The following is a 20,526-nucleotide window of genomic DNA, read 5'->3' on the forward strand; positions in this document are numbered from 1 at the left end:
TATCGAGAGAGACAGGGTAAGAGACTAGGCGAACGAGAGATCCGAGAGATCACCGACGGTTCCTCAGAGCTTAAGATGATCTTCCGGAGTCGAGACGCTCTCTTCGATAGGTATGCCAAGCAGTACAGATCACCCTACCAGAGAGGGTGGGAGGACGCGTGGTATCGTTTGGGAGCCTCTGATTGTAGAGGCGGCAGGTGCCGCGATCAGCAGTTTCTAAGTGAGTGGTACAATCGGGGCTGGTGTGAGGCATATGACGAGATGCTTGAACGAGGTTGGCAGCACCCTCGGCATCAAGATGACTATGAACGCCTTGTGGGGCAGGTTGCATTTTTCCGTACGCTATGGCGTGCGATGATTGTTGTTTGAGGGAGGTTGCAATGACCCAATACACGAACTTCACCGTCGAGACCGACGCAGACGGCATCGCCCTCGTCACCTGGGACATGCCGGAAAAATCCATGAACGTCTTCACCGTCGAGGTGATGGACGAGATCGAGAAGATCGTCGACGCGACCGTCGCCGACGAGGCCGTCAAGGGCGTGGTCTTCACCTCCGGCAAATCCTCCTTCTCCGGCGGCGCCGATCTCACCATGATCAAGTCGATGTTCTCCATGCTCGCCGAGGAAAAGGCGAAGGATCCGCAGTCGGCTGTCCAGAAGCTCTTCGATGCCGCCGGCCGCATGTCCTGGCTGTGGCGCAAGATCGAGACCAACGGCAAGCCCTGGGTCTCGGCCATCAACGGCACCTGCATGGGCGGCGCATTTGAACTCTCGCTCGCCTGCCACGGCCGCGTCGCCGCCAATGCCAAGTCGGTCAAGATCGCGCTTCCCGAGGTCAAGGTCGGCATTTTCCCGGGTGCCGGCGGCACCCAGCGCGTGCCGCGCCTCGCCAACGCCCAGGACGCCCTGCAGATGATGACCACCGGCCAGTCCTTGACTGCCCAGCGCGCCAAGGCCCTGGGCCTCGTCCACCAGGTGGTCGAGCCTGCCGAACTCATCAATGCCGCCAAGCAGATGATCAAGGACGGCCTGAAGCCCGTCGCCCCCTGGGACGAGAAGGGCTTCAAGGTGCCGGGCGGCGGCGTCTGGACGCCGGCAGCCGCCCAGCTCTTCCCGGCAGCACCCGCCATCCTGCGCCGCGAGACCGCCGGCAATTATCCGGGCGCGCTCGCCATCCTCAAATGCGTCTACGAGGGCCTGCAGCTGCCCTTCGACACCGCCTTGAAGGTCGAGCAGCGCTACTTCACCCAGATCCTGCAGACCACCGAGGCCTTCTCGATGATCCGCTCGCTCTTCGTCTCCATGCAGGAACTCGGCAAGGGCGCCCGCCGCCCGGCTGGCGTGCCGAAGACGGAGATCAGGAAGGTCGGCGTCGTCGGCGCGGGCTTCATGGGCGCATCGATCGCCTATGTCACGGCCGCCGCCGGCATCCCCGTGGTCCTCATCGACCGCGACCAGGAAGCCGCGAACAAGGGCAAGGCGCATTCCGAGAAGCTGGTCTCCGACCAGGTGGGCAAGGGCCGCATGACGAAGGAAGACGGCGAGAAGCTGCTCTCCCTCGTCACCCCGACGCCTGACTATGCAACCCTCTCCGATGTCGACCTCGTGGTCGAGGCCGTCTTCGAGGATCGCGCCGTCAAGAAGGCCGTCATCGAGCAGGTGGAAGCCGTCATCCCGGAAACTGCGATCTTCGCCTCCAACACCTCGACGCTGCCGATCACCGGCCTTGCCGAGAATTCGAAGCGTCCCGAGCAGTTCATCGGCGTCCACTTCTTCTCGCCGGTCGAAAAGATGATGCTGACCGAAGTCATTCTCGGCGAAAAGTCGGGCGACAAGGCGCTCGCCATGGCGCTGGACTTCGTCGGCAAGATCAAGAAGACCCCGATCGTCGTCAACGATACCCGCGGCTTCTTCGTCAACCGCTGCGTCTTCCGCTACATCAACGAGGCCTATGACATGCTGGCCGAGGGCGTGCCGGCGACAATGATCGAGAATGCCGCCAAGATGGCCGGCATGCCGGTCGGCCCGCTGTCGCTCAACGACGAGGTGGCCGTCGATCTCTCCCAGAAGATCATGAAGGCCTCCATCGCCGATCTCGGCCCCAATTCGGTGAAGCCGGAGCACATGGCGCTCATCGACAAGATGGTCGACGTGCTCGACCGCCGCGGCCGCAAGAACGGCAAGGGCTTCTACGAATATCCGGCCAAGCCTGCCAAGAAGTTCCTCTGGCCGGGCCTGAAGGACCTCTACCCGCAGAAGCCGGCCTCGGAGGTAAATGTCAACGTCCTGAAGCAGCGCTTCCTGGTGACGATTGCGCTCGAAGCCGCCCGCACGGTGGAAGAAGGCATTGTCACGGACCCGCGTGAAGCCGATGTCGGCTCCATCCTCGGCTTCGGTTTTGCGCCTTACACCGGCGGCACACTCTCCTACATCGACGGCATGGGCGTGAAGACCTTTGTTGCGCTGGCGGAAAAGCTCGCGGCCGACTACGGCGACCACTTCAAGCCGACGCCGCTGTTGAAGGAGATGGGGGCGAAGGGCGAGACCTTCTACGGACGGTTCGATCCGTATGGGGAGGTGGAGAGGGCGGCTTAGGCCGCCTTCCTTCTTTATTACGGGATTAAGTTGCCATGATTATCTGTGTCGGGTTCCGTGGGTTCACGATCTCCGCGGAGCGTCGACAAGGTTAGACCAAAGGTCGGGTTGAATTTCCGCGCTTCCGCCAGCGTCACGCGCGGAATCCAAAACTTCTTGATATGCTGGCCACCGAAGCTGTCTGTGACCTTTATTGCTAGCCTCACTTTTCCTCCAACCGAACGAGGAAAGCAGCCCCCGAAGCTTTCTGGTTGTTCGAAGTAGACGACCCCGTTCGTCGAGCGCCCAACGTCTAGGTAGGTCTCAGACCGAGCGCCGGAAACAGCGCTGACCTGAGTTAGGAACGGGTAATATTTCGTATTCGTACCAATCTGTATCTGGAAGTCGGTGATGGCGACTGCCTGTTGCTCTAGCCAAAACCACCCGAGTGAATACTTTAGCCAGAGTTTTGAAAACGGTCGCAGAGCCCAATGGTATCCTACGCACACACTGTCGATATCTGCAGGTGCAGACCCGATGTTTGTCACCCTCAGATAAATTGAGATAGCTGTCCTGTGTGTGGCGTAGCCGTTTTGCTGCCCATGGGTACTCATGACGGTCACAAAAGTTGGACCATCAATCACTCGAAGGCGAAACTTTGGCTTGCGTCGGAGCCCAGAAAATATCCCGCTGAGCCAGCCATATGCTGCCGATATCGCAAATAGCGCGAGGGCTAAAATTCCCTGATTGTTGTTCAGCCATTCCGTAGCGGAAAGTACATAAGGTGGCATCGCTTGTTCCTCATCGAAAAGAGGGTATGTACGCGGCTGTTGGATCCTCGGCCAAGCTAGACGATTACGCAGCACTGATAAGCTATTTGGATTGCTTTCTCTTCCAACTCCTTCTTAGTCCGGAAGGGCCCCCTCGCTCCTCTCTCTCTTCGTCATCCTCGGGCTTGACCCAAGGATCCAAACCCAAGCCCTCACCACAACTCCAGATACAGATCCCGCCAGTCGGGGTTCCGCTCCTCGATCAGCGCGATCTTCCACTTGCGGTACCATTGCTTCATCGTCTTCTCGCGCTGAATGGCGTCGCGGATGTCCCAGTGCTCCTCGTACCAGACAAGCTGCGTCAGGCCGTATTTGGAGGTGAAGCCGGGCGTCAGTCCTTCGCGATGCTCGTAGATGCGGCGTGCGAGATCGGAGGTGACGCCGATATAGAGCGTCCCGTGCTTGTGGTTGGTGACGATGTAGACATATCCCGCCATGCGTGCAGGATGAGCGGGCGGGTGCGTGTTCGTCAAGCGGCAGGCTTGGGTTTGGATCCTCGGGTCAAGCCCGAGGATGACGAACGAAGAGGGTGAGGGCCAGGGTGCCACAAGAGAAGTCTGCGGTGGAGGTGCACGATCACCCATGTCTCACCTGATCACTCACGTCTCACCTGAGGGGTCAGCAACGAGTTGGACCTCCGGTCTTTCGACCGGCCGCCTTCTCCCATCAGCACCTTCTCCTTCCTGATCGCGTTAGCAACGCGCGGATCAGCCCATCCCCTTCCGGAGTATCTGGCCGACAAACACGAGGCCATGCCTCAGACACCTTACGCTACACGTTCTGCGACCTCTTGCTCCGCTCTCTCTTGAGGCACCCTTTGCACCCCCTACTCTTTCGTCATCCTCGGGCTTGACCCGAGGATCCAAACACAAGCCCACCACCTTGTCGTCCCTCCTGCCATCGCCTCTCCCCACGCACCACCTTTCGCCCTACCTCACCCCCATGTGCAACGACTACGAACAACACATCCGCTATGCCGAATATCTCCGCGCACTGGAGGAGCAGGGCCTGGCCACCCCCGCCCATCAGGGCGACGCGGACCTGCCCCGGGCGGATGACATCCGCATCGGCGATCTCGCCCCGGGGATGCGGGCGGAAGGGCAGCGCGTGGTGGCGCTGTCGCCCATGCGCTTCGGCTTTCCGCCACCTCCGGGCAAAAAGGGCGGGCCGGTTTTCAACTTCCGCTCGGAAGGCCGCAGCTTTGCGCAAAGCCGCCGCTGCCTCATCCCGGCCTCCGCCTTCTTCGAGTTCACCGGCAAGAAATACCCAAAGGCCAAGCACCGCTTCACGCTGAAGGACGCCCCCTTCCTCTGCATCGCCGGGCTCTGGCGTGAAGCTGCGGGCGAGGGGGAGAAGAGCAACCAGCCTCCCGCCTTCACCATGCTCACCACCGCCCCCGGCCCCGACGTCGCCCCCATCCACGACCGCCAGGTGGTGGTGCTGCGGCCAGAGGACTGGCGCCATTGGCTCCATCTCACCAAACCGGAAGCCGAGTTGCTGCGCCCCCTGCCGGCCGGGTCGCTCGCCGTGGAAGAGGTGCGCTCGGGGAGTGACTGAAGCGGGAGGCCAACGACGGACCCCCTCACTTGCAGTTTCTGAAGTTTAGCTGCGCTAAAGCTTCGAAACTGCTTTCTCTCCCACCAGGGGAGAGAAGGCGCCCGCTCCGCCCTCCAACAACGTGAACGCCCCGCCGCCAAAAATCGTGCCACCACCTCCTCGCCCCTTGTGGGAGAGGAAGCAAAATCAGCATCTTAGCCAACGGCTAAGTGCCAGATTTTGCAGGTGAGGGAAAAATTTCTCGCACCATCATCCCCGCCCCCAAGACCCGCTCCCATAATACCCCCGCCTCCGTCGCCGGAGTGTTTCGCGAGACGGTCGCGGGCAGGCGGGGGCCGGCGCTTCCATTCAAGCCGTAACGTGCGGGGAGGGTGGAAGAGGTGAAAGCCATGGAGCGGGCCGGCAAGGCCGCGCTCCTATCAAGTCTCCCCCGGGCAGCCATGTCCGGTTCGGGAAAGCCGTGCAAGTGGTGGAGTAACGCATGATCCCGAAAAGCGTGAAGCGGTTTTCGGACAAGATCATGCGAAGCAAAAACCACGCAGAGAGACGAGGCGATCACCTGTAGGGGCTGGACACCCCGACAAGAACGCCGAAGGCCACGCGGATGCGGAGCCACAGACTAAAACCAAAGTGAGGTTCCGCATCCGTGTGGGCTCTCCAACCAATCAAAAAAAACATGCAGCCCGCGTGAACGCGAACCCGTGCCCGGAAAGGGGATCGGCCATGGCCGAAAGCAAGGAAGAAAAGCTCCGCCTCTGGCGGGAGTACGACAACGAGCCCTACCTGCCCGGCTATACCCGCGGCGAGTTCAACAGGCTCCCTCCGCGAAAGAAGTCGCGGGAATTGCAGAAGCTCACCCAGCGCGTCACGAGCTATCTCGGCTACTGGAAGACCTGCGACGTCCCCGCCTGCCGCCGCGCCCGCGCCTGCCGCGGTTTCCTGTCGGAAAAGCAGTACCGGGACTATCACGATGCCTTCCCGCCCTGCGTCGGCCCAAACGGCGCCCGCCAGCCGGAAGTGCTCGCCGCCTTTCCCGCCGCGCTCGGCTACCCGCCGGAAGAGGATGAGGGCCCGAAATACAACGGCCGCGCCTCCAATCGGCCGGCGGGGGATGGGGAGGCCTCGTGACGGCCGCCTGCTTGCCGAAAACCCGTCCTTCCCCTAGGCTGCGGGGCGGAAGCAGGTGAGGTGGCCCCATGTCGCGCCGAATGCTGATTGCCTTCTTCATTTTCGTCGCATCGGTCGGCGCAGCTTTCGCGCAGGCGGCGGCAGGGGACACATTGCGCCTCGGCTTCTTTCCGCCGCTCGGCGAAGACCTCGTCTACCGGATCGAGTTCTCGCAGGAGCAGGTGTTCGACGGGCGGACCGACCGCCGCAGCTGGTCGCACGAAGTGGTCATCCGCCTTACCGGCAAACGGCCGCCGGACCTTTTGGCGGGCCGCTTCACCCTCCGCAACGTCGTCGATCAAGAGGGTTCGGCCGAGGACCCCTATTACCTGATCGCAAGCGCGATCGAGGGCGAGAGCTTCGATCTGCAGATGCTGGAGGCCGGTCCGCCGGTGGTGGTCGACTGGGCCGGCATCAAGCAGCGCGTCGGCGAACGCTCCGCCGGCCTGGGTGGCCGCACGGCGGCGGCCATGCCGCAGATCCTGCCGATGTTCGATCCGGAGGGCGTCACCGCAGTGATGCGGCCGCTCTGGGTCACCGGCATCGCTTATCTGCGCGCCTTCGCCAGGGACGGCTCGACCACCACCGCTACCGGCCTCGACCTGCCCGCCTTCTATCCGGTCAAGGGGGCCGTGCTGCAATCCTATGGCGCCCGTCTCGAAGGTTCCGAAGACCTGATGTTCGTCTGGAAGATCACCTCCGATCCGAAGGCGGCGTCGGAAAGCCTTGGCCGGGAGATCCAGGGGATTGGCCGCGCGCTCGCCAGGGGTGCCGGGCAGGCGGATCTGGGCAGGCAGATCACGGAAGCGCTGGCCCAGGGCGTCGAGGCGTTGGAAGGGGGCGTGGCGATCTACGACCTGACGCCGGGGCTGATGCGCGAGGTCACCTTCGACGCCCGGCTTGTCGCCGGCCCGTTCCGCCGCGACACCCACATCGTCATCACCCGCCTCGCGCCGGAGTAGAGCGGGTGCCTGGTACGGGTCCAGCCGGAATTGCGTTGCGCACCGCTCCGTCCACGGTATACCATTGACAGGTTGTCAGACATCAAGATATGACTTCCACAACTGGTAAGGCCAGCTTACCAGTCACGCGCCGAGGAGGGCGCGTCGGGAGGATGGATGTTTTCGGTCATTGAATCGCGCCGGCTGTATCGCCAGGTCGCGGACCAGATGCGCAGCCTGATCGAGCAGGGCAAGTTCGCCCCCGGCTCCAAGCTGCCTGCCGAGCGCGAGCTCGCGGAACTGCTTGCCGTCTCCCGCCCCACCGTCCGTGAAGCCCTGATCGTGCTGGAGGTCGAAGGTTTCGTCCATATCCGTATGGGCTCCGGCGTCTATGTCGCCACGCCTCGCCAGGCGGCCGAACCCCATCCGGCCGGCGAAGCGGAAGGTCCTTTCGAGCTGCTGCGCGCCCGCGCCATCCTCGAATGCGCCATTGCCGAGGAGGCGGCGCGCGTGGCCCGGCCTGACCAGATCGAGATTCTCGACGAAAACCTCGGCACCATGGCCGCAGCCCTGGACGACCGCCCGCTGGCGCTGAAGCTCGACCGCGAATTTCACATCGCCGTGGCCGGCATCATTGGCAACGGCACCCTCAACCGTTTCGTCGGCAGCATCCACGACCTGCGCCTGACGCCCTATTTCGAGAAGCTGGCGAGCTATTTCGAAAACCCCAAGACCTGGCAGGCGGCCATGGAAGAGCATCGCGCCATCCGCGACGCTATCGCAGCCGGCGACCCGCAAGCCGCGCGTTCCGCCATGCGCGCCCATCTCGACCAGTCCCAGATCCGCCTGTCGGAAAGTTTCGGCGAGGAGCCGGCCGACAGCGTCATACCCGCCGCATGGAGACGTGCGGGCGGCCAATAGCAACCTTTGACTTCAACCGGGAGGAAATGAAATGAAATTGAAACTCTCCACCATCCTCGGCGCCACTGCCGCGGTCCTGGTATCGGCGCTTGGAGCCCATGCCCAGACTGCGCTCAAGTGGGCGCATGTCTACGAGACCTCCGAGCCGTTCCACACGGAATCGGTCTGGGCGGCGGAAGAGATCGCCAAGCGCACCGACGGCCGCTACAAGATCGACGTCTTCCCGGCCTCGCAGCTCGGCAAGGAAGCCGATATCAACCAGGGCCTCAAGCTCGGCACCGTCGATATCATCATCTCGGGCTCCAGCTTCGCGTCGCGCGAGCACCCGCCGATCGGCGTCACCTACTTCCCCTACATCTTCCGCGATCCGAGCCACCTGATCGCCTACACCAAGAGCGACGTCTTCAAGAAGCTGGCTCAGGGGTATGAGGAAGCATCCGGCGGCAACCACATCACCGCCGTCACCTATTACGGCACACGCCATACGACGTCGAACAAGCCGATCGAGAAGTGCGCCGACATGCAGGGCCTGAAGATCCGCGTTCCTGACGTTCCGGCTTATCTCGCCATGCCGCGCGCCTGCGGCGCCAACACCACCCCGATCGCCTTCGCGGAAGTCTACCTGGCTCTCCAGAACGGCACGGTCGAGGCCCAGGAAAACCCGCTGACGACGATCGAGGCGAAGAAGTTCTACGAAGTCCAGAAGAACATCGTCCTCACCGGCCATATCGTCGACCACCTGAACACGGTCGTCTCCGGCATGCTGTGGTCGAAGCTCTCGGACGAAGACAAGCAGATCTTCACCGAAGTCATGCAGGAAGCCGCCGAGCGCAGCACCAAGATCATCGAGGAGCGTGAAAATGCGCTGGTCGAGAAGTTCAAGGCCGACGGCATCACGGTGACCGAAGTCGACAAGTCCGACTTCGAGAAGACGGTCATGGAAAAGGTGACCTTCGAGGAGTTCGGCTACGACAAGGCCGACTGGGAAGCCATCCGCGCAGTCCAGTAATCGACGCAACTGGAGCGCCCGGCCACGCTGCCGGGCGCTCGCCGCATCCCAGATTGGCGGAGTTCTCCGATGCACGAACAAAAGCACGCTCCCATCAGCGTCGAGGAAATGGCCCATGCCTTCGAGGAGGAGGTGGGTCCGGTGGACCTGTCGCCTTACGCACTGGAGGACTGGTTCAACATGGCCATCTTCTGGGTCATGGCCGCCTCCGTCTTCCTGCAGTTCTTCACCCGCTATGCCCTGAACAACAGCCTGGCATGGACCGAGGAAATCGCCGCCAACTGCCTCGTCGTCCTTGTCTTTCTGGGCTCGGTGATGTGCGTTCGCATGTGCAGGCACATCTCCGTGGACATTCTCTACCGCTTCCTGCCACACAAGGCCGGCCGCGCGCTCGAGCTCCTGGTCGACCTCATCGTCATCGGCTTCTTCGCCTACACGACCTGGCTGATGTGGCGCTATATCGCCATCGTCGGCAATGAACGCATGGTGACTGTCAACCTGCCGCGCGGCTACGTCTTCTACACGGTATTCGCAGCCTTCGCGCTGATGCTGGCGCGTGCGGTGCAGAACTTCGTCAAGGACATGATCAACGACAAGACGGTTCGCGAAAAGGCGAACGAAACCGGCATTCAGGGGGTCTGACCAGTGCTGCTTCTCATCGGGTCCTTTCTCGCCCTCATGATCGTCGGCGCGCCGATTGCGGTATCGCTCGGTGTCTCCTCTCTCCTTTACCTCGTCATTTACGGTGTCGCGCCCGACATCATTGCCGCGCAGCGGATGATCGCCGGCGTCGAAAGCTTCCCGCTGATTGCCGTGCCCTTCTTCATCCTTGTCGGCAACCTGATGAACATCGCCGGCGTCACGGGCCGCATCTACACCTTTGCACTGGCACTGGTCGGCTGGATGAAGGGCGGGCTGGCGCAGGTCAACATCATCGGCTCGGTCGTCTTCTCCGGCATGTCGGGTACAGCGCTCGCGGATGCTGCCGGCATCGGGACGATCGAGATCAAGGCGATGAAGGATCACGGCTACCCGGTCGAGGCGGCCGTCGGCGTGACTGCCGCCTCCGCAACCCTCGGTCCGATCTTCCCGCCGTCGCTGCCCTTCGTCATCTACGGCATGATGGCGAATGTCTCCATCGGAGCCCTGTTCATGGCGGGCATCCTGCCGGGTATCGTCATGACGGCGCTGATGATGCTGACCGTGTTCATCTTTGCCTACCGCAAGGGCTGGGGCTCCGATACGCCGTTCGAGCTGCGCAAGCTCGCCTCCGCCTCGCTTGAAATCGTCATCGTCTTCTGCTTCCCACTCGCCGTTTACCTGCTGGTGCTGGCGGGTCTCTCCATCAACATCGCCGTGCTGATCGCGCTCGTCGCGCTCGTCGCGCTCGACTGGTACTTCGATTTCTCCGCCGTGATGGCGCTGCTGACGCCCGTTCTTTTGATCGGCGGCATGACCATGGGCTGGTTCACGCCGACGGAAGCCGCGGTCGCCGCCGTCCTGTGGTCGCTCTTCCTCGGCCTTGTGCGCTACCGCACCATGACGCTGCGAACGCTCGCCAAGGCGAGCTTCGACACGATCGAGACAACGGCCTCCGTGCTGTTCATCGTCACCACCGCCTCGATCTTCGCATGGCTCCTGACGGTCAGTCAGGCGGCCCAGCTGTTCTCCGACTTCATGTTCTCCCTGACGGACAGCTGGTGGACCTTCCTCATCATCGTCAACATCCTGCTGCTGATCGTCGGCGCCTTCCTCGATACCATCGCGGCGATCAGCATCCTCGTGCCGATCCTCATGCCGATCGCTGCCCGTTACGGCATCGATCCGGTGCACATGGGCCTGATCTTCACGCTGAACCTGATGATCGGTCTCCTGACGCCGCCGGTCGGCATGGTGCTCTTCGTGCTATCGCGAATATCTAAGCTTTCAGTGGAGAGAACCACCATGGCGATCCTGCCTTGGATGATCCCGCTCTTCGTCGCCCTGCTGCTGATCACCTTCATACCGGCAATCACCCTCTGGCTGCCGACCCAGCTTGGTCTGCTGCGGTAAGGAGCCTCCACGATGCAGACCCGGTTCGCACGTCTCTACGGCCAGCGGGACCTCAAGGTTGAGGAGGCGTCCGTCGCTGCACCCGGCGAGGGTCAGGTACTGCTCAAGATGGCGGCCGGCGGCATCTGCGGCTCGGACCTGCACTACTACCAGGACGGCGGTTTCGGCCCCGTGCGGGTGCGCGAGCCGATCATCCCAGGCCATGAGGCCGCGGGCTATGTTGAGGCGTTGGGATCGGGAGTTTCTGGCCTGACTGTTGGCCAACTCGTCGCCGTCAATCCGAGCCAGCCGTGCGGGCACTGCCGCTTCTGCCGCGAAGGCCTGCCGATCCATTGCCTCGACATGCAGTTCATGGGCAGCGCGATGCGGCTGCCGCACGCCCAGGGCATGTTCCGTGACTGGCTGGTAGTTCCGGCAATGCAGTGCGTGCCGGTCGGCGAGACGGTGACGGCGGGTGAGGCGGCTTGTGCCGAGCCGCTGGCGGTCTGCCTGCATGCAGTGGCGCGCGCCGGTGACCTCGAGGACAAACGGGTGCTGGTGACTGGTGCGGGTCCGATCGGCGTTCTGACGATCGCTGCGGCGCGGCATGCGGGTGCTGCCGAGATCGTGGCGACCGATCTGACGGATGCCGCCCTGGAGCGTGCGACCGCAATGGGAGCCAGCCAGACCATCAACGTGGCGACGGATGCCGGTGCCCTCTCTGCTTTCGAGCAGGACAAGGGGCAGTTCGACGTCGCCTTCGAATGTTCCGCCGCGGCGCCTGCGATCCGCACAGCGATTGCGACTGTCCGGCCGCGTGGGCTCATCGTCCAGGTCGGCGTGACGGGCGACGTGACGGTGCCGCTGAATGCGCTGGTCGGCAAGGAGCTGCACTGGATCGGCACGCAGCGGTTCGACCAGGAGTTCGCCCGAGCAGCAGACCTCATCGGTCGCCGCGAAATCGACGTGCGGCCGATCATCTCCCACAGCTTTCCCGTCACGGATGCGGTAAAGGCGTTCGAGCAGGCCGGCGATCGCGCCACCGCCTGCAAGGTTCAACTGACGTTTTTCTGAGGATATTTCATGCGGCATACGTGGCGTTGGTTCGGCCCGGTCGACAAGGTGAGCGTGGAGGATGCGGCCCAGGCCGGTGCCAAGGGCATCGTCAGCGCTCTGCATCATATCCCGACCGGGGACGTCTGGCCGGTGGAGGAGATCGCCAAGCGCCATGAGGCGATCAAGGCGGGCGGCCTGTTCTGGGACGTGGTCGAGAGCGTGCCGGTTTCCGAAAGCATCAAGACCCAGACCGGCGACTGGCGCGAGCATGTTTCCAACTGGCAGGAGACGCTCCGCCGCCTCTCAGCCAGCGGCATCCGCACCGTCTGCTACAATTTCATGCCGGTGCTCGACTGGACCCGCACCGATCTTCGCTGGCCGACGCGCCATGGGGCACGGGCGATGCGTTTCGACCTGATCGACTTCGTTGCCTTCGACATCCACCTGCTGGAGCGTCCGGGTGCGGCGGAGGATTATAATGAGGGCCTGCGCGAGCAAGCGGCAAGACGCTTCGCAGAAATGCCGGAAGATCGTCGGGAGGCGCTCTCGAAGAATGTCGGAGCCGGCTTGCCGGGCTCGGCTGACGGATACACGCTGCCGCAGCTGCGCGACCATCTCGCGACCTATGACGGCATCAGCCGCGAAAAGCTGCAGCAGCATCTGGTGGACTTTCTGTCGGAAGTGACGCCCGTTGCCGAGAAGGTCGGCATCAACATCTGCGCCCATCCGGACGATCCTCCATGGGCGCTGCTCGGCCTGCCGCGTATCCTCTCCACCGAGTCAGACTACCTCCACATGCTGCGAGCCGTCGACAGCCCCGCGAACGGCGTGACCTTCTGCACGGGTTCGCTTGGGGCGCGTGGAGACAACGACCTGCCGGCGATGGTGAAGCGGCTGGCCCCGCGTATCCACTTCGTCCACCTGCGCAACGTTCACCGGGACGAGGAGATTACCCCTTGCTCCTTCTTCGAGGACGAGCATCTCGAAGGCCACACCGATATGGTGGCCGTGGTTGCCGAACTGCTCGCGGAGGAAAAGCGCCGGCAGGCGGAAGGCCGCGCTGATCACGAGATCCCGATGCGTCCTGACCACGGCCAGGAAATTCTCGACGACCTCACCCGCGGCGCCCAGCCCGGCTATCCTGCCATTGGCCGGCTGAAGGGCCTCGCCGAACTGCGCGGTATCGAACGCGCGCTTAGCCACTCCAGATACGGATTGTCCTGATCATGGAAAGACTGTCAGCCTCAACGCCGCTCGCCGGATCCGTCGTCAAGCCCGCCTTCGATCCGAAGACGCTGAAGCCCGGCATCCTGCATATCGGGCTCGGTGCATTTCATCGCGCGCACCAGGCGGTTTACAACGACCTGGCGCTGGCCAAGGAACCGGGTGACTGGGCCATTGTCGGCGTCAGCCTACGGTCCCTCGATATCGTTCGCGATCTCAAGGCGCAGGACCATATCTATTCCGTCGTGACCCGCAGCGGTGCGGGTGAAAGCGTGCAGGTGGTCGGGTCGATCGTCAAAGGCATATCCGCGGTGGAGGACCGCGAGGAGCTTCTGGCGCTGCTCGTCGATCCCGCGATCAAGATCGTCACGATCACGGTGACGGAAAAAGCATACGGGCTCGACCCGAGAACGGGCGGCCTGGATCGCAACCACCCGGCGGTGGCGGCCGATCTCGCCAATCCGACCGCGCCCGTCGGCGTCATCGGCTATATCGTCGAGGGCCTTGCCCGCCGTCATGCGGCCGGGCAGGAGCCTTACACCGTTCTTTGCTGCGACAACCTGCCGACCAACGGCAGGATCGTCCGCCGGCTGGTGATCGAAATGGCCGGGGCTCGCGATCCGGCACTTGCCAACTGGATCTCCGGCCATGGCGCTTTTCCGTCGAGCATGGTCGATCGCATCGTCCCGGCCGCGACTGACGAGGGTCGGGCACGGGCGGCCGGTCTGCTGGGCGCCGAGGATGCGCTGTCGCTCGAAACCGAGCCTTTCATGCAGTGGGTGATCGAGGATCACTTCATCGCCGGTCATCCGGCCTGGGACAAGGCCGGCGCGCTCTTCGTCGACGATGTCGAGCCCTACGAGAAGATGAAGCTGCGGCTCCTCAACGGGGCCCACTCCATGATCGCCTACCTCGGCCAGCTGAAGGGGCTGGAGTATGTGCGTGACGTCATGGCCGTTCCGGAGTGTCGCGACCTCGCACGCCGGCACATGCAGGCGGCCCGCAAGACGCTGGACCCGGTGCCGGGCATCGACCTCGACAAATACATCGACCAGCTGATCGAGCGCTTCGAGAACCCGACGATCGCCCACCGAACGAAGCAGATTGCCATGGACGGCAGCCAGAAGCTGCCGCAGCGGCTGTTCGCGGGAACGGCCGAGGCCCTTGCCGAAGGCGAGGACGCCGACACGGCGGCACTCGCGACGGCACTCTGGATCGCCTATGCCAAGCGGACGCCGGACATTGACGATCCGCGGCGGGAGGAACTGCGCCGCGCGGCAGCCGAGCCCGCGGGCGATGATGCCTCGGCACCCTTCTTCGCGCTCCCCGGCCTCTTCCCGCAGGCGCTGATCGACAATCGTGGCTGGCGGAACCTGGTGAATGCGAAGCTGGCGGAGATCGAGGCGGGGCGGCTCTAGGCGCGCCGATCCCGCTCGAGGTTTGTGTTTGGATCCTCGGGTCAAGCCCGAGGATGACGAAGGAGAGGACGAGGCCTCCTCTTCCTGCCAGTCAGCGACGGCGCCGGCTTACCCCCTGAACGTATACTCCGCGATCGACTCCGGCTTCATCTCGATAGAGAAGCCCGGCCGTGAGGGAGGCATGTAGGCGGCGTTCTTGATGACGCAAGGGTCGACGAAGTGCTCGTGCAGGTGGTCGACATATTCGATTACCCGGCCTTCCTTGGTACCCGAGACGGCGACATAGTCGATCATTGACAGGTGCTGGACATATTCGCACAAGCCGACGCCGCCCGCATGCGGCCAGACCGGCAGGTTGTACTTGGCGGCGATCAGCAGCACCGCCAGCACCTCGTTCAGGCCCCCCATGCGGCAGGAATCGATCTGCACGATGTCGATCGCGCCCTCGGCAATGAACTGCTTGAACATGATGCGGTTCTGGCACATTTCGCCGGTGGCGACCTTCACGGGACCGATCGCCTGGCGGATCTTGCGGTGTCCGGCGACGTCGTCCGGGCTCGTGGGCTCTTCGATGAAGAAGGGATTGGCGAAGGCGAGCTTCTTCACCCAGTCGATCGCCTGGCCGACCTCCCAGACCTGGTTGGCGTCGATCATCAGGTAACGATCCGGGCCGATCACCTCGCGGGCGATGGTGAGGCGGCGGATGTCGTCCTCGAGATCGCGGCCGACCTTCATCTTGACGTGGTTGAAGCCGGCATCAACAGCCTCCTGGCAGAGGCGGCGGAGCTTCTCCTCCGGATAGCCGAGCCACCCGGCCGACGTCGTGTAGCAGGCATAGCCTTCCTGCTTGAGAGTGGCGACGCGTTCCGCCTTGCCGGCCTCGGCCTTTTTCAGGATGGCGACGGCCTCGTCGCGCGTCAGCACATCGGTGAGGTAGCGGAAGTCGACGATGTCGGCGATCTCGTCCGCCGAGAGCTCGGACACCAGCTGCCAGACCGGCTTGCCCTGTTGCTTGGCAAGCAGATCCCAGAAGGCGTTGACGACGGCCCCTGTGGCAAGGTGCATGGCACCCTTGTCCGGGCCGATCCAGCGCAGCTGGCTGTCGCTCGTCAGGTGCCGCCAGAACTTGCCGGGGTGCTGACGGAATGCGTCGAGCTCCTGCCCCACCACGAGATGCCGCATGGCCTTGATTGCCATGCAGCAGATGTCGTTGCCGCGGCCGATGGTGAAGGTGAGGCCATGGCCCGACAGGCCCTCGCTGTCGGTATCGAGGATGACATAGGCGGCCGAGTAATCGGGATCCGGGTTCATCGCGTCGGAGCCGTCGAGGCTCTGTGAGGTCGGGAAGCGCAGGTCGAAGACGCGAAGATCGGTAATGCGGGTCATGGCAGTCTCTGTCGTCAGATGAAGGGTCAGATGGTCCAGCCGCCGTCGATGCAGAAGGCCTGGCCGGACGTGTAGGTGGCGCCGGCGATATAGACGGCGAGGTCCGCGATTTCTCCGGGCGAGCCGAGCCGGCCCATCGGCTGGCGTGCGATGAAGGCCGCGCGAGCAGTCTCGTAGTCGCCCTGCGCCCGCATGCGCTCCTGCAGCGACGGGCTTTCCACCGTGCCGGGGCAGATGCAGTTGCAGCGGATGCCCTGCGTCACGTAGTCGGCGGCGACATGCTTGGTGAGCCCGATGACTGCGGCCTTGGTGGTGCCGTAGGCGAAGCGGTTCGGCACGCCCTTAATGCTGGAGGCGACCGACGACATGTTGATGATCGCCCCGTCCTTGCGCTCCAGCATGCCGGGCAGCACCGCCCGGATGGTGCGGATCATTGCCTTGACGTTGAGGTCGAAGGCGAAGTCGAGATCGCTGTCCTTCATCTCCAGGATGGAGCCGCCATGCACGACACCGGCACAGTTGAAAAGGATGTCGACCGGGCCGATCTTCTCAACGGCGGCCTTCACGGCGGCCTCGTCGAGGACGTCGAGCCGGGATGCCTTGAGGTTCTCGAGCTTTGGCAGTTCGGCAAGGGCCTGTTCATTGATGTCTGTGGCGTGCACCACTGCTCCGGCCTCGGCAAAGGCAATCGCGGAGGCCCGGCCAATGCCCTGGCCGGCGGCGGTGATGAGAACGGTCTTTTCTTGAAGCGTCTTCGTCATGTCATTCCTCAAATGTCGCGGCGGTGAAGGCGGTAGACGGCACTTTCCACGCCCGCCCTCAGTTATCTTCTACGGCCTGTGCAGTCCCGTGGGTAGCGGCTCCGTCCTCACACCTCGATCATCGCCTTCACGACGCCGGCGGCAGGATCTGTAAGGGCCGCAAAACGCTCTGGCACCTCGGAAAGGGTCATCCGGTGCGTGACCAGCGCCTCCGGCACTTCGCCGACCCGCATCGCCTCCATGACCCGTTCGAAGTCTGCCACCGTTGCGTTGCGGCTGCCGAGCAGCGAGGTCTCACGCTTGTGGAATTCCGGATCGGAGAAGGTGATGTCGCTGGCGACGATCGACACCAGCACATAGGCGCCGCCGTGGCCCACGAAGCCGAAGCCGCGTTCCATTGCCTTCGGATTGCCCGTGGCATCGAACACGACGTCGAAGAAGTCGCCGCCGGTGATGTCCGACAGTGCTTCGTGATCGGCTTCGCCAAGCTGGACCGTATGGGAGGCGCCGAGATGCTTGGCAGCGAAGGCCAGCCGATCGGCGCGGGCGTCGAGGAACGTCACCTCGGCGCCATCAAGCCGGGCGAAGATCGCCACTGCCATGCCGATCGGACCGGCGCCGACCACCAGCACCTTCTGGCCAGGCTGAACAGTGGCGCGTGCGACGGCATGGGCGCCGATCGCCAGGAATTCAACCATGGCCGCCTGGTCGAGGGTCAGGCCTTCCGCCTTGAGGACGAACTGCTCCGGCAGGCTGAGATATTCCGTCATGCCGCCGTCCCGATGAACGCCAAGCACGCCAATGTTGCGGCAGCAATTGGTCTTGCCCTTTCGGCAGGCATTGCACTGGCCGCAGGAGATGTAGGGGATGATGGAGACGGTGTCGCCGGCCTGGAGAGAGCTTCCGGCCGGTGCCTCCTCGACCGTTGCCGCGAGCTCATGTCCCATGACGCGCGGATAGGAGAGGTAGGGCTGGTTTCCCGTGAAGATATGCAGGTCGGTCCCGCAGACCCCGACGCGCCGGATCTTCACGAGCACCTCGCCCTCGCCCGGAAAGGGCTTCGCGCGCTCCGAACGGGAGAGAGTGCCGGGGGAATCGCAGGTAATCGTAAGCATGAAAGCCTTGCCTGTAAGCCGCTATTGCAGCCGACGATGGATGTGTGATCTTCTTCGGATCCGAAGCGGGTCGGAACGACGATGAAGCTAACGATGTTTCCGGGAATTGGTCAAGCCAATTGCAGGGAGCGACTGGCAGGATCAACGAAATGAACGGGGAGTGGCGGTGGCAGTGGCCTGACCAGCCTTGCTACCGACGCAAAGCACTCCTATGGTAAGGCCAGATTAGAGCAGCGGCAGCAACATGAACGCACCCATCAAGGCGACGGAACCAAGGCGCCTCTATCAGCAGATTGCGGACCAGATTCGCGGCCTGATCCAGGGCGGTCATTTCGCCGCGGGCGATCGGCTGCCGGCGGAGCGGGACCTTGCGCAGCAACTCGGCGTCTCCCGGCCTTCCCTTCGTGAGGCTTTGATTGCGCTGGAGATCGAGGGCAGTGTGGAAATCCGCATGGGGTCCGGGATCTATATCACCGCGGAAACAGAGCGCCGTCCGCTGCAGACGGGCTCGATGGGCGAGAGCCCGATCGAGCTCATGGAAGCGCGGGCCGCTGTCGAGGGAACGGTGGCCCTTGCCGCTGCCGCACGAATTTCCCAGGAAGGGCTGACGCTGCTTCGCCAGACGCTCGACGCAATGCGTGCCGAGATCGAAGCCGGCAGGAAGCCGCTCGACCAGGATCGGCTTTTCCACCTGACCATCGCGGCGGAGGGTGGCAATTCGGTGCTGGCTCAGATCGTCGGCGATCTGTTCGATGAGCGCCATAGTCCGATCTCGGCCCAGTTGCGGACGCGCTTCGAGACGCCGGAGACCTGGCATCTCGCGCTTCGCGAGCATGAGGCGATCCTCACGGCTTTGCAGGCGCGCGACCCGCTGCTCGTCCAGGCGATGATGCATGCGCATCTGGAGCAGTCCAAACGCCGGTGGATGGAAAACGAACCCCGCTGAACAACCCAATCAGAAAAACAGGAAGACCTCCCGGGAGGAGGAAGCAGCCATGGATGCCATTGTAACCCCCATCATCATTCTCAATCCGGCCGACGATGTCGGTGTCGTACGTCGTTCCGTCCAGGCGGGAAATCCGGTCGGCCATGGCGAACTTATCGCCCGTGAGCTGATCGGTCGCGGCCACAAGGTGGCGATCCGGCCTATTCCCAAGGGCGCCGAGGTGAAGAAGTATGGTCAGGTCATCGGCGTCGCGACGCAGGATATCGAGCCGGGCAGCCACGTGCATCTGCACAATCTCGCCATGCTGCCCTCCGAGCACGAGCACCAGTTCAGCATCGATGTCGAGGAGAAGGGCATGCTGCCGGAGACCGAGCGGCGGACCTTCATGGGTTATGACCGCGGCATCGGTGGCGCCGGCACCCGGAACTATATCGGCATCATCTCTTCGGTGAACTGTTCCGCCACCGTCTCCCGCTACATCGCCGACTACTTCAACCGTATGGGCGGGCTCGACGGGTTCGACAATGTCGATGGCGTCGTGGCGCTGACGCATGGCGGGGGCTGTGCCCTCAACAACAAGTCCGAAGGCTATCGCGTCCTCATTCGCACGATCCAGGGGTTTGCAAAGCACCCCAATTTCGGCGGCATCCTGATGATTGGCCTCGGCTGTGAAACGAACCAGATCGGCCCGATCCTCGAGCACTACAAGATGGAAGAGGGCGACCGGCTGCGAACGATGACGATCCAGCAGCATGGTGGCACGAAAAAGACCATCGATGCTGCAATCGAGATCATCAAGGAGATGCTGCCGGGCGTGAACGCGGCAGTGCGGACGCCACAGCCGTTGTCGAAGCTGAAGGTTGCCCTGGAATGCGGCGGCTCGGACGGCTATTCCGGCATCTCCGCAAACCCGGCGCTTGGTCACGCCTCCGATCTCATCGTTCGCAACGGCGGCACCACGGTGCTGTCGGAAACGCCGGAGATCTACGGTGCGGAGCATCTGCTGACGCGGCGTGCCGTGAGGCCGGAAGTGGCGGAAAAACTCCTGCAACGGATCGACTGGTGGCGGGACTATACCGCCCGCAACGGCGACGAGCTGAACAACAACCCCTCGCACGGCAACAAGCTTGGAGGATTGACGACGATCCTCGAAAAATCGCTGGGCGCCGTCGCCAAGGGTGGGTCCATGCCGCTGAAGGCCGTCTACGAGTTCGCCGAAACGGTCACGGAACCGGGCTTCGTCTTCATGGACACGCCCGGATATGATCCCGTGGCGGTGACGGGACAGGTGGCCGGCGGATGCAATGTCATCTGTTTCACCACCGGCCGCGGCTCCGTCTCCGGCTTCAAGCCGTCCCCCTGCATCAAGATCGCCACCAACTCCGAAATGTACGAGCACATGAAGGAAGACATGGACATCAACTGCGGCGGCATCGTCACCGGCGAGGAAACGATCGAGCAGTCGGGGCAGCGGATTTTCGAGGACATCATCGCGGTGGCGTCCGGCAAGAAGACGTTGAGCGAGATCTACGACTACGGCGACAACGAATTCGTGCCCTGGCAGATCGGGGCAGTGACCTGACAGTCA

General features: G+C 63.2%; 18 protein-coding genes. 13 read left to right on the forward strand and 5 right to left on the reverse strand.

Features of this window, described 5'->3' with window-relative positions; genetic code table 11:
• Positions 1-380 precede the first annotated feature (380 nt).
• The gene (locus FN060_RS11870) at positions 381-2,597 is read left to right on the forward strand and encodes an FAD-dependent oxidoreductase (RefSeq protein ID WP_142588196.1); all 2,217 of its coding nucleotides are present in this window, start codon (positions 381-383) and stop codon (positions 2,595-2,597) included.
• Positions 2,598-2,614: 17 nt separating this feature from the next.
• On the opposite strand, the gene FN060_RS11875 is transcribed toward FN060_RS11870, so the two are convergent.
• Together FN060_RS11875 and FN060_RS11880 are read right to left on the reverse strand one after the other, a co-directional pair.
• The gene (locus FN060_RS11875) at positions 2,615-3,367 is read right to left on the reverse strand and encodes a hypothetical protein (protein WP_142588197.1); all 753 of its coding nucleotides are present in this window, start codon (positions 3,365-3,367) and stop codon (positions 2,615-2,617) included.
• A gap of 191 nt (positions 3,368-3,558) precedes the next feature.
• A complete protein-coding gene (locus FN060_RS11880; RefSeq protein WP_142588482.1) occupies positions 3,559-3,843 on the reverse strand; it encodes a GIY-YIG nuclease family protein in 285 nt (94 codons plus the stop codon).
• A 505-nt stretch (positions 3,844-4,348) separates the two neighbouring features.
• On the opposite strand from FN060_RS11880, the gene FN060_RS11885 reads away from it, so the two are divergent.
• The 10 genes from FN060_RS11885 (at position 4,349) to FN060_RS11930 (ending at position 14,730) form a co-directional block, all read left to right on the forward strand.
• The gene (locus tag FN060_RS11885) at positions 4,349-4,963 is read left to right on the forward strand and encodes an SOS response-associated peptidase (RefSeq protein WP_142588198.1); all 615 of its coding nucleotides are present in this window, start codon (positions 4,349-4,351) and stop codon (positions 4,961-4,963) included.
• Positions 4,964-5,686: 723 nt separating this feature from the next.
• Entirely contained in the window at positions 5,687-6,091 is a 405-nt protein-coding gene (locus tag FN060_RS11890) for a hypothetical protein (RefSeq protein ID WP_142588199.1), read from the forward strand.
• Positions 6,092-6,159: 68 nt separating this feature from the next.
• Complete coding sequence (locus tag FN060_RS11895; protein WP_142588200.1) at positions 6,160-7,092, forward strand: hypothetical protein; 933 nt, start codon at positions 6,160-6,162, stop codon at positions 7,090-7,092.
• Between the two features lie 156 nt (positions 7,093-7,248).
• Positions 7,249-7,992, forward strand: a complete 744-nt coding sequence (locus tag FN060_RS11900; protein WP_142588201.1) for a FadR/GntR family transcriptional regulator — start codon at positions 7,249-7,251, stop codon at positions 7,990-7,992.
• Positions 7,993-8,023: 31 nt separating this feature from the next.
• Positions 8,024-9,001, forward strand: a complete 978-nt coding sequence (locus FN060_RS11905) for a sialic acid TRAP transporter substrate-binding protein SiaP (protein WP_142588202.1) — start codon at positions 8,024-8,026, stop codon at positions 8,999-9,001.
• 69 nt (positions 9,002-9,070) lie between these two features.
• Positions 9,071-9,643 (forward strand): TRAP transporter small permease, encoded by a 573-nt coding sequence (locus FN060_RS11910; RefSeq protein WP_077547536.1) that lies wholly within the window; start codon positions 9,071-9,073, stop codon positions 9,641-9,643.
• A 3-nt stretch (positions 9,644-9,646) separates the two neighbouring features.
• On the forward strand, positions 9,647-11,053 hold the full coding sequence (locus tag FN060_RS11915; RefSeq protein ID WP_142588203.1) for a TRAP transporter large permease: 1,407 nt from the start codon (positions 9,647-9,649) through the stop codon (positions 11,051-11,053).
• A 12-nt stretch (positions 11,054-11,065) separates the two neighbouring features.
• On the forward strand, positions 11,066-12,106 hold the full coding sequence (locus tag FN060_RS11920; RefSeq protein WP_142588204.1) for an L-idonate 5-dehydrogenase: 1,041 nt from the start codon (positions 11,066-11,068) through the stop codon (positions 12,104-12,106).
• Between the two features lie 9 nt (positions 12,107-12,115).
• Positions 12,116-13,312: a mannonate dehydratase gene (gene uxuA, locus FN060_RS11925; protein WP_142588205.1), complete on the forward strand. Its 1,197-nt coding sequence runs from the start codon at positions 12,116-12,118 to the stop codon at positions 13,310-13,312.
• The gene (locus tag FN060_RS11930; RefSeq protein WP_425312165.1) at positions 13,312-14,730 is read left to right on the forward strand and encodes a mannitol dehydrogenase family protein; all 1,419 of its coding nucleotides are present in this window, start codon (positions 13,312-13,314) and stop codon (positions 14,728-14,730) included. Before uxuA ends, FN060_RS11930 begins: the two co-directional genes overlap by 1 nt.
• 108 nt (positions 14,731-14,838) lie before the next feature.
• Here the strand turns inward: FN060_RS11930 and FN060_RS11935 are convergent, their stop codons facing one another.
• The 3 genes from FN060_RS11935 to FN060_RS11945 form a co-directional block, all read right to left on the reverse strand.
• Entirely contained in the window at positions 14,839-16,116 is a 1,278-nt protein-coding gene (locus tag FN060_RS11935; protein WP_142588207.1) for an L-fuconate dehydratase, read from the reverse strand.
• Between the two features lie 26 nt (positions 16,117-16,142).
• A complete protein-coding gene (locus tag FN060_RS11940; protein WP_142588208.1) occupies positions 16,143-16,877 on the reverse strand; it encodes an SDR family oxidoreductase in 735 nt (244 codons plus the stop codon).
• 107 nt (positions 16,878-16,984) lie between these two features.
• A complete protein-coding gene (locus FN060_RS11945) occupies positions 16,985-17,992 on the reverse strand; it encodes a zinc-binding alcohol dehydrogenase family protein (protein WP_142588209.1) in 1,008 nt (335 codons plus the stop codon).
• A gap of 244 nt (positions 17,993-18,236) precedes the next feature.
• On the opposite strand from FN060_RS11945, the gene FN060_RS11950 reads away from it, so the two are divergent.
• Both FN060_RS11950 and FN060_RS11955 read left to right on the forward strand, forming a co-directional pair.
• Positions 18,237-18,938: a FadR/GntR family transcriptional regulator gene (locus FN060_RS11950; protein WP_052636824.1), complete on the forward strand. Its 702-nt coding sequence runs from the start codon at positions 18,237-18,239 to the stop codon at positions 18,936-18,938.
• A gap of 49 nt (positions 18,939-18,987) precedes the next feature.
• On the forward strand, positions 18,988-20,520 hold the full coding sequence (locus FN060_RS11955; RefSeq protein ID WP_142588210.1) for a UxaA family hydrolase: 1,533 nt from the start codon (positions 18,988-18,990) through the stop codon (positions 20,518-20,520).
• The last annotated feature ends 6 nt before the right edge of the window (positions 20,521-20,526 follow it).

The organism is Pseudorhizobium halotolerans, assembly GCF_902153235.2.
Taxonomy (GTDB): domain Bacteria; phylum Pseudomonadota; class Alphaproteobacteria; order Rhizobiales; family Rhizobiaceae; genus Neorhizobium; species Neorhizobium flavum.

Excerpts from the sequence above, each read along its gene's own strand:
- FN060_RS11870 (WP_142588196.1), top strand. The coding sequence starts at position 381 with ATGACCCAATACACGAACTTCACCGTCGAGACCGACGCAGACGGCATC.
- FN060_RS11875 (WP_142588197.1), bottom strand. The coding sequence starts at position 3,367 with ATGCCACCTTATGTACTTTCCGCTACGGAATGGCTGAACAACAATCAG.
- FN060_RS11880 (WP_142588482.1), bottom strand. The coding sequence starts at position 3,843 with ATGGCGGGATATGTCTACATCGTCACCAACCACAAGCACGGGACGCTC.
- FN060_RS11885 (WP_142588198.1), top strand. The coding sequence starts at position 4,349 with ATGTGCAACGACTACGAACAACACATCCGCTATGCCGAATATCTCCGC.
- FN060_RS11890 (WP_142588199.1), top strand. The coding sequence starts at position 5,687 with ATGGCCGAAAGCAAGGAAGAAAAGCTCCGCCTCTGGCGGGAGTACGAC.
- FN060_RS11895 (WP_142588200.1), top strand. The coding sequence starts at position 6,160 with ATGTCGCGCCGAATGCTGATTGCCTTCTTCATTTTCGTCGCATCGGTC.
- FN060_RS11900 (WP_142588201.1), top strand. The coding sequence starts at position 7,249 with ATGTTTTCGGTCATTGAATCGCGCCGGCTGTATCGCCAGGTCGCGGAC.
- FN060_RS11905 (WP_142588202.1), top strand. The coding sequence starts at position 8,024 with ATGAAATTGAAACTCTCCACCATCCTCGGCGCCACTGCCGCGGTCCTG.
- FN060_RS11910 (WP_077547536.1), top strand. The coding sequence starts at position 9,071 with ATGCACGAACAAAAGCACGCTCCCATCAGCGTCGAGGAAATGGCCCAT.
- FN060_RS11920 (WP_142588204.1), top strand. The coding sequence starts at position 11,066 with ATGCAGACCCGGTTCGCACGTCTCTACGGCCAGCGGGACCTCAAGGTT.
- uxuA (WP_142588205.1), top strand. The coding sequence starts at position 12,116 with ATGCGGCATACGTGGCGTTGGTTCGGCCCGGTCGACAAGGTGAGCGTG.
- FN060_RS11935 (WP_142588207.1), bottom strand. The coding sequence starts at position 16,116 with ATGACCCGCATTACCGATCTTCGCGTCTTCGACCTGCGCTTCCCGACC.
- FN060_RS11940 (WP_142588208.1), bottom strand. The coding sequence starts at position 16,877 with ATGACGAAGACGCTTCAAGAAAAGACCGTTCTCATCACCGCCGCCGGC.
- FN060_RS11945 (WP_142588209.1), bottom strand. The coding sequence starts at position 17,992 with ATGCTTACGATTACCTGCGATTCCCCCGGCACTCTCTCCCGTTCGGAG.
- FN060_RS11950 (WP_052636824.1), top strand. The coding sequence starts at position 18,237 with ATGAACGCACCCATCAAGGCGACGGAACCAAGGCGCCTCTATCAGCAG.
- FN060_RS11955 (WP_142588210.1), top strand. The coding sequence starts at position 18,988 with ATGGATGCCATTGTAACCCCCATCATCATTCTCAATCCGGCCGACGAT.